This window comes from Streptomyces sp. NPDC059788 (assembly GCF_042732265.1).
Taxonomy (GTDB): domain Bacteria; phylum Actinomycetota; class Actinomycetes; order Streptomycetales; family Streptomycetaceae; genus Streptomyces.
Genome location: NZ_JBHWHY010000080.1, coordinates 1 through 12,654 on the forward strand (window position 1 = coordinate 1; position 12,654 = coordinate 12,654).

A 12,654-nucleotide genomic window follows, 5' to 3' on the forward strand; every position below is an offset into this window, starting at 1 on the left:
CCACCCCACCCGGCCCCTTGACGTTACCCATCCGTAACCTACCGACGGGTTACCAGGAGTTGGCGCCACATCTTACTCTCCAGTCACTTCAGTCTTGGAGCATTGGAGCAGTAGATGTCGCCCTCACGCACCACGCTGCGCACCACCGTCGGCACCGTCTCCGCGGCCGTGCTCGCCACCACCGCCCTCACGGGCGCCCCGGCGGCGAACTCCGCCACCGCCGGACCGCACGCACCCGCCACGAGCACCCCCGCGGCCGGCGCCGCCGCGCAACGGGGGCTCGCGGCGAAGTTCCCGGACGTGAAGTTCGTCGACATCGAGGGCGACGGCGGCACCAATCTGAAGGCCAACGTCTTCACCCCCGGCGACGCCGTACCCGGCCGCCGCTACCCGCTGATCGTGCTCCCCAGCAGCTGGGCCACGCCGCAGATCCAGTACGTCGTGCAGGCCAAGAAGCTCGCCGACGCCGGGTACGTGGTGGTGGGCTACAACACCCGCGGCTTCTGGCAGTCCGGCGGGAAGATCGAGACGGGTGGCCCCGAGGACATCGCCGACGCCTCCAAGGTCATCGACTGGGCCCTCGCCCACACCCCGGCCGACCCGGGCAAGGTGGGCATGGCCGGGATGTCGTACGGCGCCGGGATCAGCCTGCTGACCTCCGCCTTCGACAAGCGCGTCAAGGCGGTCTCGGCGATGAGCGGCTGGGCCGACCTGATCAACTCGATCTACAGCGGGCGCACCCAGCACCGCCAGGCGGCGGCCGTACTGGGCGGACTGGGCGCGCTCACCGGGCGCCCCGGCCCGGAACTGACCGAGGTCCTCAAGAACTTCCTCGGCTCCAACCTGGCCAAGGAAGGGGACATGCTCAAGTGGGGCGCGAAGCGGTCCCCCCTCACCTATCTCGACAAGATCAACGCCAATGGCGCGGCCATCATGCTGGGCAACGCCTGGGGCGACTCGATCTTCCCGCCCAACCAGTACGCCGACTTCTACGAGAAGCTGAAGGGGCCCAAGCGCCTGGAGTTCCGGCCCGGTGACCACGCCACCGCGGAGGGCCTGGGCCTGCTGGGCCTGCCGAACGACACCTGGAACCACACGAAACGGTGGTTCGACCACTACCTCCAGGGCGCCGACAACGGCGTGAACCGCGAGGCGCCCGTACAGCTGAAGTCCCGTTCGGCGGGCGCCTACGAGGGGTACAAGAGCTGGAAGGACGTGCCCTCCGGCGACCGCCGGATCGAGCTGAACGGCACCCATCGCATCAGCACGAACCGGGACTCCGGCGCCAACGGCGGCACCGTCTTCCTCTCCAGCATCATGGACCAGTTCTTCAAGCTGCCGCCGATGGCCTCGATCCCGCTGCTGCCGCGCTCGGTCGCGGCCGTGTGGCAGTCCGAGCGGTACACGTCCGCGCAGCACGTACGCGGCACGGCGAAGCTGCACACCACCGTCACCAGCACCGCGACGAGCGGCACCGCCATCGCCTACCTCTACGACGTCGGGCCGCTCGGCATCGGCAAGCTGGTCTCGCACGCGCCGTTCACGTTCCACGACAAGGCGGCGGGCAAGCCGTTCGGCGTGGACCTGGAGCTGTTCTCGACGGCGTACGACGTCCCGGCGGGCCACCGGATGGCGGTGGTCGTGGACTCCGTGGACCCGCTCTACATCGATCACAACCCGGCCGGAGCCAAGCTCACGTTCTCCTCGCCCGCCGCCGACCCGTCCTGGCTGTCGGTACCGGTACGCGACTGAGCGCCCGCGGCCGGGCGCTCCGGTCCGGCCGCCGGCTACTTCAGCCAGCCGATCGTCTTCGGGTCCTCGTCGCCGAGGCCGGGCGCGCCGTGGTTCACCAGGCCCTTGCGGACCGCGATGAGCTGCGGGCGCTGGTAGAGCGGGATGGAGTGGCCCAGCTGCCAGATCCTGGCGTCGGCCTGGTTGTAGAGCGCGCGCTGGCGCGCCACGTCGGTGGTGCGGGTCGCCTCCAGCAGGAGGCGGTCCACCTCCGGGGAGGAGACCCGGCCGTAGTTGGTGAAGGCGTTCGCACCGTGCGGCATCCGGTAGTCGGCGTACGAGGTGGCCCGGAAGACCCGGTCGACCTGGCGGAACTGGGTCAGGTCGTAGTTGCCGCGGTGCACGTACTTGTCGAAGTAGTCGCTGCCCGGCACCTTCCGCAGCCGTACGCCGACGCCGATCTCGCCGAGCATCCGCTGCACCAGCTTGGCCTGGTCGGCCTGGAGGGCGAGCGCGTCGCCGGGCATCACGAACTCCAGGGACAGCGGCCTGCCGTCCTTCGTACGCGGCTCGCCGGCGCCGTTGTCCCGCCAGCCCGCCGCGTCCAGCAGCTTCCTGGCGCGGGCCACGTCGCGCTTGCCGAAGCCGCCGGTGTTGTCCTGGTAGCCCGCCTGGTCGGGCATGAAGAAGTGGTTGTCCAGCACCCGCGGTTCGAACGGCAGGTCCTTGCCCGCGACCTCGGCGAGCGCGGCACGGTCCACGCCGAGCGTGACGGCCTGGCGCACCGCGACGTCGGCCAGCGGGCCGCGGCCGCCGTTGAGGCTGAGGGTGACCTGGTCCCAGCGGGCGCCGACGCGGATGTCGGTGCCGCGGTCCTTCTTCAGGCGCTGGTATTTCTCGGGGTCCACGGCGCTGGTGTCGTCGATCTCCTTGTTCAGGTACGCGTCGATGGTGGAGGTGCCGTCCAGCGCCCAGTAAATGATCTTGTCCAGCCTGGGCCTGCGCCCCCACCAGGCCGGGTCGGGAACGAGCGTGACGGTCTGCGCGGTCCGGTCGAACGCGCCGACCTTCCAGGCGTTGCCGGTCACCGGGATGCGGCCGACCCAGCCCTTCTCGAAGCTCTCCGGGGTGGCGTTCAGGGAGGCGGGCAGCAGCGGGTCGAACAGGGACTGCCAGTCCGCGTACGGAGTGGTGAAGGTGACCCGCACCTCGTGGTCGTCGGCGCCCCGCGCCACCTTGCCGATCTGCTCGTAACCGCCGGTGGTGGCGGCCCGGTAGCGGTCGTCGGTGCCGTTCAGCGCCTTCCACTGGGCCTCGAAGTCCCGCCATCCCAGCGGCGTGCCGTCGGACCACTTCGCCCGGGGGTTGAGCCGGTAGGACACGACCTGGGGGGTGGTCGAGACGACCTTCGCCGAGGCGAGGAAGTCGGGATCGGGCCGGGGCTCGCCCTTCGCGTCGAGACTGAAGAGACTCGGCTCCACCATGCTGGTGATCGCGGAGGCGTCGCCCTGGGTGCCGTCGATCTGGTTGGGGTTGGACTGGGTGATCCACTGCTGGACCGAGACCCGCATGGTGCCGCCCTGTCTGAGGTCGGAGACGGGGTGCGGGGCCAGGCCCTGCGCCCCCGCCCGCGGCGCCGCTCCGGCGTGCGCGCCGCCCGCCGAGCCGCCGGGCCCGCCACAGGCGGTGACCGCCACCGCGGCCAGGACGGTCGTTACGGCCAGGGCGGCTGCCCCGCGGGCCCGGTTCATGCGCGGTTCCTCTCGCTGGTTCACGGGCGCCGCGAGCACGGCCCCCGGAGCACCGTAAGGCGGCCCGGTCTTCACAAAGGCGCAGGTCAGAGCATTTATTGAAGTTGCAATGACGGGTTTACGCAGCCGCATCACCCGGTGGAAAGCGTCGGCTAGCGTCACTGGTCGCACCACCCTGAAAGGGATGACCACCCGTGTTCGCCCACCTTTCCAAACGCCTCGGCTATTACGCGCTGTTGCTGGCGCTGGCCGTCGTCGTCTCCTACGCGCTGACCTCGCTCGCCCTGTCGCCCCGCGGCTACTTCGAGGGCCGGCAGCCGCCGCCGTCGCCCGGCGCCGTCGAGGCCCAGCTGACCGCGCTGGGCATCAACGACCGCACTCCCCTGCCGGAACGGTTCGCCGCCTGGCTGGGCCACGCCCTGCACGGCGACCTCGGCCGGACGATCGACTCCGGCGCCGTCAGCGAGGAGTTCGGGCGCCGTGTCGGCGTCAGCCTGCGGCTGCTGCTGGCCGGCACCCTGCTGGGCACGGTCGGGGGGGTACTGCTGGGTGCGTGGGGCGCGGTCCGGCAGTACCGCTTCTCCGACCGTGCCGTCACCCTCTTCGCGTTCCTGCTGCTGTCCACCCCCACCTTCCTGCTCGCCGTGCTCCTCAAGACCGGCGCCATCGCGGTGAACCAGGCGGCGGGCGACGAGATCATCGGCTTCACCGGAGAGCACACACCGGGGCTGACGGGCGGGTTCGGCACGCTGCTCGGTGACCGCCTGGTCCACCTCCTCCTGCCGACCCTCGCCATCGCGCTCGGTACGGCCGCGTCCTACAGCCGCTACCAGCGCGGCACGATGCTCGACGTACTCGGCTCGGACTTCCTGCGCACCGCCCGCGCCAAGGGCCTGCGCAAGCACACCGCGGTGCTCCGGCACGGGCTGCGGACCGCCCTGGTGCCGATGTCCACCTTCTTCGCCTACGGGTTCCTCGCCCTGTTCACCGGCGCCGCCTTCACCGAGAAGATCTTCGGCTGGCACGGCATGGGCTCGTGGTTCATCGACGCCGTCGGCAAGGGCGACGTCAACGCGGTGGTGGCGGTCAACGTGTTCGCGGCCGTACTGGTGCTGCTGTCCGGGTTCCTGGCCGATGTCCTGCACGCCGCGCTCGATCCGCGCGTACGGACGAGCTGAGGAGGGCCGGACCATGCTCCGCGTCGCCCTGCGCCGCTTCGTACGGAACGCCAACGCCCTGACCGGCGCCGCCGTTCTGCTGCTCCTCTTCCTCCTCGCCTTCGCCGGCCCGTACCTCGGCCACTGGTCGTACACGGACGTCGACTACGGCGCGCTGCGGCAGCCGCCCTCCGCCGAGCACTGGTTCGGCACCAACAGCATCGGCCAGGACGTGTACGCGCAGGTGCTGCGCGGGCTCCAGAAGTCGCTGCTGATCGGGCTGCTCGTCGCGCTGTTCGCGACGGTGCTGGCGGCGGTGGCCGGCGCGTGCGCCGGGTACTTCGGCGGCTGGGCGGACCGGCTGACGACCCTCTGCACCGATCTGCTCCTGGTCTTCCCGGCCTTCCTCGTCATCGCGATCGTCTCCCCGCGCCTGCGGGGCGCGAGCTGGATCGCCTTCGTGGGGCTGCTGGCGGCCTTCGGATGGATGCTCACCGCGCGCGTCGTACGGTCGATGACGCTCTCTCTCAAGGAGCGGGACTTCGTCCGCGCGGCCCGTCTGATGGGCGTCCACCCGTTGCGCATCGTCTTCCGCCACATCCTCCCCAACGTCGCCTCCTTCCTCATCGTCGACGCCACGATCGCGGTCGGCGGCGCGGTGATGAGCGAGACGGGCCTGTCCTACTTCGGCTTCGGCGTGCAGCCGCCGGACGTGTCCCTGGGCACCCTCATCGCGGACGGAACGGGCGCGGCGGTCACCTACCCCTGGCTGTTCTTCTTCGCGGCCGGTCTGCTGGTGGTCTTCGTCCTGGCCGTCAACTTCCTCGGCGACGGGCTGCGCGACGCCCTGGACCCGACATCGGCCGGCCGGCCGCGCGGCGCCCGGCGCACGGGGCGCCGCCACCCCGCCGCGAAGCCCGGGCCCGCACCCCACGCCGATCCCCTCCCGCCCCCGCACCGCAAGGAAACCGACCATGATCTCGTCGCCGACTGACCCGCGGACGACGGCCGCCCTGGACATCCGCGGACTGGACGTCGAGTTCCCCGGCCCGCGGGGCCCCCGCCACGCGGTGCGCGGCGTGGACCTCGCCCTGCGACGCGGTGAAGTCCTCGGGCTCGTCGGGGAGTCGGGGTCCGGCAAGTCCACCGTCGCGCTCGCCGCGATGGGGCTGCTGCCCGGGTCCGCGCGGGTCGGCGGATCGGTACGGCTGGGCGGGACCGAGCTGGTCGGCGTCGGTGACGCCGCGCTCTCCCGGCTGCGCGGGCGCCGTATCGGCATGGTCTTCCAGGACCCGCTGTCCGCCCTCACCCCGGTCCACCGCGTCGGCGACCAGATCGCCGAGGCGGTCCGCACCCACCAGGACCTCTCTCGCGCGCAGGCCGCGCGCCGCGCCGTGGAACTCCTCGACCTGGTCGGCATCCCCGACCCGCGGGCGCGCGCCGCCGCGTATCCGCACCAGTTCTCCGGCGGCATGCGGCAGCGCGTGCTCATCGCCATGGCCATCGCCAACGGCCCCGAGGTGCTCCTCGCCGACGAGCCCACCACCGCGCTCGACGTCACCGTGCAGGCCCAGGTGCTGGACGTGCTGCGCACCGCCCAGCGGGAGACCGGCGCGGCCCTGCTGCTCGTCAGCCACGACCTGGGAGTGATCGCGGGGATGGCCGACCGGGTGGCCGTCATGTACGCGGGCCGGGTGGTGGAGAGCGCGCCCGCGCAGGAACTGTTCGACGCGCCCCGTATGCCGTACACCGCAGGCCTGTTGGGCGCCGTACCGAGCATCGAGGCGGTGCCGGGCCGCGGGCGGCTCGTTCCGGTCCCGGGGACGCCGCCGGACGCGGACGGCCTGCCCGCCGGATGCGCCTTCGCGCCACGCTGCCCGCTCGCCGACGACACCTGCCGTACGGATGAGCCCGCGCTGCTGGCCGTCGGCGCGGACCTCGAACACACCGTGGCCTGCTTCAAAGAGCCGCATCACGCGGAGCGAGCGCTGTCGGCCGCCACGGCGCACGAGCCACCGGCCGTGCGCCCGGCGGCCGGGAACCGCGACGAACTGCCGCATGTCCTGCGGGTGCGGGACCTGACCAAGACGTTCCCGGTGCACAGCGGCAAGGTGTTCCGGCGCCGGACCGGCAGCGTGTACGCGGTGGACGGCGTCGACCTGGACATCCGGCGCGGCGAAACCCTCGGCCTGGTCGGCGAGTCCGGTTCCGGCAAGACGACCACGCTGCTGGAGATCCTGTCCGGCACGGCGACCGAAGGCGGGGACGTGGAACTGCTCGGCCAGGACGTCCGCACCCTCGACCGCGCGGGGCGCCGGAGCCTGCGCGGCGCCGTCCAGATCGTCTTCCAGGACCCGGTGTCCAGCCTGGACCCCCGGATGCCGGTCGGCGAGCTGATCGCGGAGCCGCTGCGCGCGCAGCGGGCCGCGAAGGACAAGATCGCGGCACGGATACCGGAGGTGCTGGAGCTGGTGGGGCTCGCGGCCGGGGACGCGGAGCGCTATCCGCACCAGTTCTCCGGCGGCCAGCGGCAGCGCATCGGCATCGCCCGCGCCCTCGCCGTGTCGCCGCGGCTGCTGGTCCTGGACGAGCCGGTGTCGGCCCTCGACGTGTCGGTGCAGGCGGGGGTGCTCAACCTGCTGGCCGATCTCCGGGACGAGCTGGGCCTGTCGTACCTGTTCGTCTCGCACGACCTGTCCGTCGTACGCCACGTCGCCGACCGGGTGAGCGTGATGTACCTGGGCCGTACGGTCGAACACGGACCGGCGGACGCGGTGTTCGGCGCGCCCCGGCACCCGTACACCCAGGCCCTGCTGTCGGCCGTACCGGTCCCCGACCCCGCACGCGAGCGCGCCCGCCGACGCGTCCTGCTGGCCGGGGACCCGCCGGGCCCGGCCGAACGCGTCACCGGCTGCGGCTTCCGCGGCCGGTGTCCCCTGTACGCCACGCTCGGCCCGGACCGGCGGGCCCGCTGCGAGGAACAGGCCCCCGGCCTCACCGCGCACGGGCCCGGGCACACCTCGGCCTGTCACTTCGCCGCCTGATCCGCACCCGGACCAGGCGCGGCCGACCGGGCGGGCGCCCCCTCCACAAGAGCCGCGCCCGCCCTTTCCGCTCCACCACCCACGGAACCCACGCAATTCACGGAATGAGAACGATGAACCGCACCCTGCCCCGCCGCACCGCCGTCGCGGCCGCCGCCCTGCTGGCCCTCACCCTCTCGGGCTGCGGCCTGACCGGTTCCGGCGGAGACCGCATCCGCGTCGGGGTCAGCGGTGACTCCACCGACTGGGACGTGCTCGCCAAGGAGGCGGAGAAACAGGGCCTGGAGGTCGAGGTGGTGCCGTTCGACGACTACTCGCTGCCCAACAAGGCGCTCGCCGCCGGGGACATCGACCTCAACGCGTTCCAGCACCTGGTGTTCCTGGCCCAGTCCAACACCGAGAACGACACCGACATCGTGCCGCTCGCCGCCACCAACGTCGTCCCGCTCGGCCTCTACTCCCAGCGGGCGAAGAAGCTCGCCGACCTGCCGGACGGCGCGCGGATCGCCCACCCCAACGACCCCGCCAACGAGGGCCGGGCGCTGCGGCTGCTGGCGAAGGCCGGGCTGATCACGCTGAAGCCCGGCACCGGTCTGTACGCCACCGCCGACGACATCGCCGGCAATCCCCGGCACCTGAAGCTCACCCCGGTCAACGCCCAGCAGACGCCCCGGCTGCTCAAGGACGTGGACGCCGCCGTCATCAACGACGGCGTGGCCACCCTGGCCGGCGTCAAGGCGGACACCGCGCTCTTCAAGGACGACCCGCGCGGAGCGGACGTACGGCCGTACGTCAACGTCATCGCCTCGCGCGCGAAGGACAAGGACGACCCCCGCTTCGCGAAGATCGTGAAGCTGTACGCGAGCAAGCCGGTCCAGGACGAGGCGCGCCGTACATCCAACGGCACGGCCGTCCACATCGACCTGTCCCGGGCCGAACTGACGCGGGAGCTGGACCGGGTCGCCCGCCAGCTCAAGGGCTGAGGCCGCGATGAGCACCGAGACGATGATCGCACTGAGCGGTCTGACCAAGGAGTTCGCGGGTGGCGTGCGCGCGGTCGACGATGTCGGCCTCACCGTCGCGCGGGGCACCGTACAGGGCATCGTCGGGCACAGCGGCGCCGGCAAGTCCACCCTGCTGCGGATGGTCAACCTGCTGGAGACCCCGACGGCGGGCACCGTCACCGTGGGCGGGCGGCAGCTCACCGGCCTCCCGGAGCGGCAGCTGCGCGCCGCCCGGCGCGACATCGGCATGGTCTTCCAGCAGTTCAACCTGTTCCGGTCGCGCACGGTCCTGGGCAATGTCGCCTACCCGCTGCGGCAGGCCGGGGCCGCACGGGCGCGGGCCCGCGCCGAGGCCCAGCAGGCGCTGGCCTTCGTGGGGCTCGCCGACCAGGCCCGCCGCTATCCCGAGCAGCTCTCCGGCGGCCAGCGGCAGCGGGTGGGCATCGCGCGCGCCCTGGCGACCTCTCCCCAGGTGCTGCTGTGCGACGAGGCCACGTCCGCGCTGGACCCGCAGACCACGCACGAGATCCTCGCGCTGCTCAAGCGGGTCAACACGGAGCTGGGCGTCACCATCGTCCTGATCACCCACGAGATGGAGGTGGTCCGGGCGGTGTGCGACCAGGTCGCCGTGATGGACGGCGGACGGATCGTGGAGCGCGGCGCGGTGGCCGAGGTCTTCGCCCGGCCGCAGCACCCCACCACCCGCGCCTTCGTACGCTCCGCCGTGCACGCCTCGCCCGTCCTGGACCTGCTGCCGCAGCTGCTGCGCAAGCACGGTGTGGCGGACTCGGTCGTCGCGACCGTCCTCGCGGAGGTGGGCGCCTGATGCATCCGGACTGGAACCTGCTCTGGCCCAAGATCGCCGAGGCGACCGGCCAGACCGTCTACATGGTGCTGGCCACCCTCGTCCTGTCCACCGTCCTCGGCCTGGCCCTGGGGCTGCTGCTGTACGCCACCCGCAAAGGCGGCCTGCTGCACAACCGCGTCGTGTACGCCGTACTGAGCGTGCTGGTCAACGTCGTGCGCCCGGTGCCGGCGCTGATCGCCATCGTGGTGCTCTCCCCGGTGACCCGGCAGCTGATCGGCACGGCGGTGGGCACCGACGCCGTGATCCTGCCGATGACGGTGATCGCCACGTTCGGCGTGGCCCGGATCGTGGAGAGCAACCTGCTGGCCGTGGAACCGGGCGTCGTCGAGGCGGCGCGCGCGATGGGCACCGGGCCGGTGCGCATCCTGGTGACGGTGCTGATCCCCGAGGCGCTCGGGCCGCTGATCCTCGGCCTGACGTTCATGCTCGTGGCCCTGATCGACTTCTCGGTCATCGCGGGCACGGTAGGCGGCGGGGGCGTCGGCAACCTCGCCATCACCCATGGCTATCTGCGCTTCGACACCCGGGTGATGGTGGTGACCGTGCTCATCCTGATCGCGCTGGTCCAGGCGGCGCAGCTGCTGGGCAACGCGCTGTCCCGCAAGGTGCTGCGCCGCTGAGGCGGGCTGCCGGGGGCAGGGCCTTTTGAAGACACGCCTAGCGCTGCTGCCGCGCCCCCGGCAGCAGCGTCCCCGGCTCCGGCGCGTTGACGTCCACGGCCTCCGTCTTCAGGCTCTTGCGCTGCCGCTTGGCGACCCGGTAAGCGCACCACGACAGCACCATGCACATGCCGATGTAGACGGGCGAGATGATCAGGACGACCGGGATGAAGGGCAGGTCGTAGTCGAGGTTGGAGGCGATCAGCTTGCCGGCGTGCAGGAACTCCTCGTAGGTGATCAGGAAGCCGAGCGAGGTGTCCTTGAGGGCGACCACCAGCTGGCTGATGATCGTGGGCAGCATGGCGCGGACCGCCTGGGGCACCAGGACGTGCGTCATGACCTGCGTCTTGCGCATCCCGAGCGCGTACGCGGCCTCCCGCTGCCCGCGGTCGACCGAGTGCACGCCCGCCCGGAACACCTCGGCCAGCACCGAGCCGTTGTACAGCGTCAGCCCCGCGACCAGCGCGTACAGTGGCTCGGCCCGCAGCGCCACGTAGATGAAGAAGATCATGACCAGCACCGGCATCGCGCGGAAGAACTCCACCAGCAGCGTGCTCACCCAGCGGACCGGCGCGTGGTCGGAGAGCCGGCCCGCGGCGAGCACCGCGCCCAGCACGAGCGAGAGCACGGCGGCGATCGCGAACGCCTTGAGCGTGTTGAGCAGCCCTTCGAGCAGCAGCTCCTGGATGCCCTGGTACGCGAACGGCGTCCACTTGCGCGCGCTGAACTGGCCGGTGTCGATCAGCAGGAACACGGCCCAGGCGATGATGGCGAGGATCACCACGGTCGCCGCCACCCCGTACAGGCGGTGCCGCCGCCGGGTCTGCGGTCCGGGGACGTCGTAGAGGGCGGTGGTGACGGTCATCGGGGAACCCCCCAGCGCTTTTCCAGCACGTTGAACAGCGCGCTGATGGTCAGGGTCACGATCAGGTAGCCGACGGCGATCCAGACGAAGGACCAGACGATGCTGTAGCCCAGCTCGTTGAGCGTCTTGTACGTGCCGAGGAGTTCGACGACGCTGAAGGAGCCGGCGATCGCGGAGTTCTTGGCGAGCGCGATGAGCGTGGAGCCGACGGGCGGGATCACGGTACGGAACGCCTGCGGCAGCACCACGTCGCCCAGCGTCCGCGAGAAGCTCATGCCGAGGCTGCGGGCCGCCTCGCCCTGCCCCACCGGGACGGTGTTGATGCCGGAGCGCACCGCCTCGCAGATGAAGGCGGAGGTGTAGCAGCCCAGCGCCAGCACGGCGAAGATCTTGAAGGGCAGCACGATGCCGAAGCGCGGCAGGCCGAGCAGCACCGCGAAGAACAGCAGCGTCAGCGGGGTGTTGCGCAGCACCGTCACCCACACGGTGCCGAACACCCGCAGCGAGCCGACCGGCGCGACCCGGAACGCCGCCATCACCACGCCGACGACGAGCGCGAGCAGCGAGGCGAAGACGGTCAGTTCGACGGTGCCGAGCAGGCCCTTCCCGTAGAGGGAGAAGTTGTCCAGGAGCACGTTCACGGGCGGTCCTCGTCCTCAGCTCGCCGGGTAGCGGTCGATGGCGGGCGGCTTCGGAGCGGGGACGCCGGACAGGCCCAGCGTCGCGTCGTACGCCTTCTTCCAGTCGCCGTTCTTCTCGTGGGCGGCGAGCGCGTCGTCCAGCGCGAGGCGCAGGGCGGTGTCCCCGCGCGGCACGCCGATGCCGTACGGCTCCTCGGAGAACGGCTTGCCGGCCAGCTTCAGCTCGTCGGGCACTTTGGCGGCGTAGCCCATGAGGATCGCGTCGTCGGTGGTGACGGCGTCGACCTGGTACGTGAGCAGGTTGTCCACACACACCGAGTACGTGTCGTAGGCGACCAGGTCGGCCTTCGGGTAGTCGGACTGGATGCGCTGATAGGGCGTGGAACCTGCCGCCGAGCAGACCTTCTTGCCCGCCAGGTCCCCCGGCCCGTCGATGCCCTTCTGGTCCTTGCGCACGAGCAGGCCCTGTCCCGCCATGTAGTACGGGCCCGCGAAGCCCACCTGCTGCTTGCGCTTGTCATTGATGGTGTAGGTGCCGACGTAGTAGTCGATCTGGCCGTTCTGCAGGGCCGTCTCGCGGTTGGCGGAAGCGATGGTCTTGAACTGGACCGTCTTCGGGCCGAAGCCGAGCGAGGCGGACAGCATCTTGGCGATCTCGACATCGAAGCCGGTGTACGTCCCGGAGGCCGGGTCCCGCTCCCCCATGTACGGCTGGTCCTCCTTGGCGCCGACGACCAGCCGGCCGCGGCTCTTCGCCTTGCGCCAGGTCGCGGAGGCGGGCAGCCGGAAGCCCTCGGCGGTCGCGTAGCGGGGCAGTTGGCTGCCCTTGGGGCCCTTGACGGGCGGGCTGCCGGACTTGCCGCAGCCGGCGACCGGCAGCAGCGCGGCGGCGGTCAGCACGAGCGCCACGAGGGCGGTTCGGGTCTGGTGCATG

The 12,654-nt window shown here is 71.5% G+C and carries 11 protein-coding genes; 7 read left to right on the forward strand and 4 right to left on the reverse strand.

Going from position 1 to position 12,654, the window contains the following annotated elements:
• Positions 1-114: 114 nt before the first annotated feature.
• Positions 115-1,752, forward strand: coding sequence for an alpha/beta fold hydrolase (locus ACFV57_RS40400; RefSeq protein WP_385243536.1), 1,638 nt, complete (start codon positions 115-117; stop codon positions 1,750-1,752).
• Positions 1,753-1,787: 35 nt separating this feature from the next.
• On the opposite strand, the gene ACFV57_RS40405 is transcribed toward ACFV57_RS40400, so the two are convergent.
• Entirely contained in the window at positions 1,788-3,482 is a 1,695-nt protein-coding gene (locus ACFV57_RS40405) for an ABC transporter family substrate-binding protein (RefSeq protein ID WP_385243539.1), read from the reverse strand.
• A 194-nt stretch (positions 3,483-3,676) separates the two neighbouring features.
• Here ACFV57_RS40405 and ACFV57_RS40410 point away from each other — a divergent pair, with 194 nt between their 5' ends.
• The 6 genes from ACFV57_RS40410 (at position 3,677) to ACFV57_RS40435 (ending at position 10,175) form a co-directional block, all read left to right on the forward strand.
• Complete coding sequence (locus tag ACFV57_RS40410; protein ID WP_385243542.1) at positions 3,677-4,660, forward strand: ABC transporter permease; 984 nt, start codon at positions 3,677-3,679, stop codon at positions 4,658-4,660.
• Positions 4,661-4,673: 13 nt separating this feature from the next.
• Positions 4,674-5,633 (forward strand): ABC transporter permease, encoded by a 960-nt coding sequence (locus tag ACFV57_RS40415; RefSeq protein ID WP_385243545.1) that lies wholly within the window; start codon positions 4,674-4,676, stop codon positions 5,631-5,633.
• Entirely contained in the window at positions 5,614-7,683 is a 2,070-nt protein-coding gene (locus ACFV57_RS40420; protein WP_385243547.1) for a dipeptide ABC transporter ATP-binding protein, read from the forward strand. The genes ACFV57_RS40415 and ACFV57_RS40420 overlap by 20 nt, the downstream gene beginning before the upstream one ends.
• 113 nt (positions 7,684-7,796) lie before the next feature.
• A complete protein-coding gene (locus ACFV57_RS40425; RefSeq protein ID WP_385243550.1) occupies positions 7,797-8,666 on the forward strand; it encodes a MetQ/NlpA family ABC transporter substrate-binding protein in 870 nt (289 codons plus the stop codon).
• Positions 8,667-8,673: 7 nt separating this feature from the next.
• On the forward strand, positions 8,674-9,513 hold the full coding sequence (locus ACFV57_RS40430) for a methionine ABC transporter ATP-binding protein (protein WP_385243553.1): 840 nt from the start codon (positions 8,674-8,676) through the stop codon (positions 9,511-9,513).
• Positions 9,513-10,175, forward strand: coding sequence for a methionine ABC transporter permease (locus ACFV57_RS40435; protein WP_385243556.1), 663 nt, complete (start codon positions 9,513-9,515; stop codon positions 10,173-10,175). Before ACFV57_RS40430 ends, ACFV57_RS40435 begins: the two co-directional genes overlap by 1 nt.
• A 37-nt stretch (positions 10,176-10,212) precedes the next feature.
• Here the strand turns inward: ACFV57_RS40435 and ACFV57_RS40440 are convergent, their stop codons facing one another.
• The 3 genes from ACFV57_RS40440 to ACFV57_RS40450 are packed head-to-tail and all read right to left on the reverse strand — an operon-like array spanning position 10,213 to position 12,653.
• Positions 10,213-11,079, reverse strand: a complete 867-nt coding sequence (locus ACFV57_RS40440) for an amino acid ABC transporter permease (RefSeq protein ID WP_385243559.1) — start codon at positions 11,077-11,079, stop codon at positions 10,213-10,215.
• Positions 11,076-11,720 carry an amino acid ABC transporter permease gene (locus tag ACFV57_RS40445; RefSeq protein ID WP_385243562.1) on the reverse strand — a complete coding sequence of 215 codons (645 nt, stop codon included), beginning with the start codon at positions 11,718-11,720 and terminating at the stop codon, positions 11,076-11,078. Before ACFV57_RS40445 ends, ACFV57_RS40440 begins: the two co-directional genes overlap by 4 nt.
• A 15-nt stretch (positions 11,721-11,735) precedes the next feature.
• Positions 11,736-12,653, reverse strand: coding sequence for a glutamate ABC transporter substrate-binding protein (locus ACFV57_RS40450; protein ID WP_385243565.1), 918 nt, complete (start codon positions 12,651-12,653; stop codon positions 11,736-11,738).
• Between the last annotated feature and the right edge of the window lies 1 nt (position 12,654).

Bases quoted from the DNA above. Each gene is read 5' to 3' on its own strand.
- ACFV57_RS40400 (WP_385243536.1), top strand. From the start codon at position 115: ATGTCGCCCTCACGCACCACGCTGCGCACCACCGTCGGCACCGTCTCC.
- ACFV57_RS40405 (WP_385243539.1), bottom strand. From the start codon at position 3,482: ATGAACCGGGCCCGCGGGGCAGCCGCCCTGGCCGTAACGACCGTCCTG.
- ACFV57_RS40415 (WP_385243545.1), top strand. From the start codon at position 4,674: ATGCTCCGCGTCGCCCTGCGCCGCTTCGTACGGAACGCCAACGCCCTG.
- ACFV57_RS40420 (WP_385243547.1), top strand. From the start codon at position 5,614: ATGATCTCGTCGCCGACTGACCCGCGGACGACGGCCGCCCTGGACATC.
- ACFV57_RS40425 (WP_385243550.1), top strand. From the start codon at position 7,797: ATGAACCGCACCCTGCCCCGCCGCACCGCCGTCGCGGCCGCCGCCCTG.
- ACFV57_RS40430 (WP_385243553.1), top strand. From the start codon at position 8,674: ATGAGCACCGAGACGATGATCGCACTGAGCGGTCTGACCAAGGAGTTC.
- ACFV57_RS40435 (WP_385243556.1), top strand. From the start codon at position 9,513: ATGCATCCGGACTGGAACCTGCTCTGGCCCAAGATCGCCGAGGCGACC.
- ACFV57_RS40440 (WP_385243559.1), bottom strand. From the start codon at position 11,079: ATGACCGTCACCACCGCCCTCTACGACGTCCCCGGACCGCAGACCCGG.
- ACFV57_RS40450 (WP_385243565.1), bottom strand. From the start codon at position 12,653: ATGCACCAGACCCGAACCGCCCTCGTGGCGCTCGTGCTGACCGCCGCC.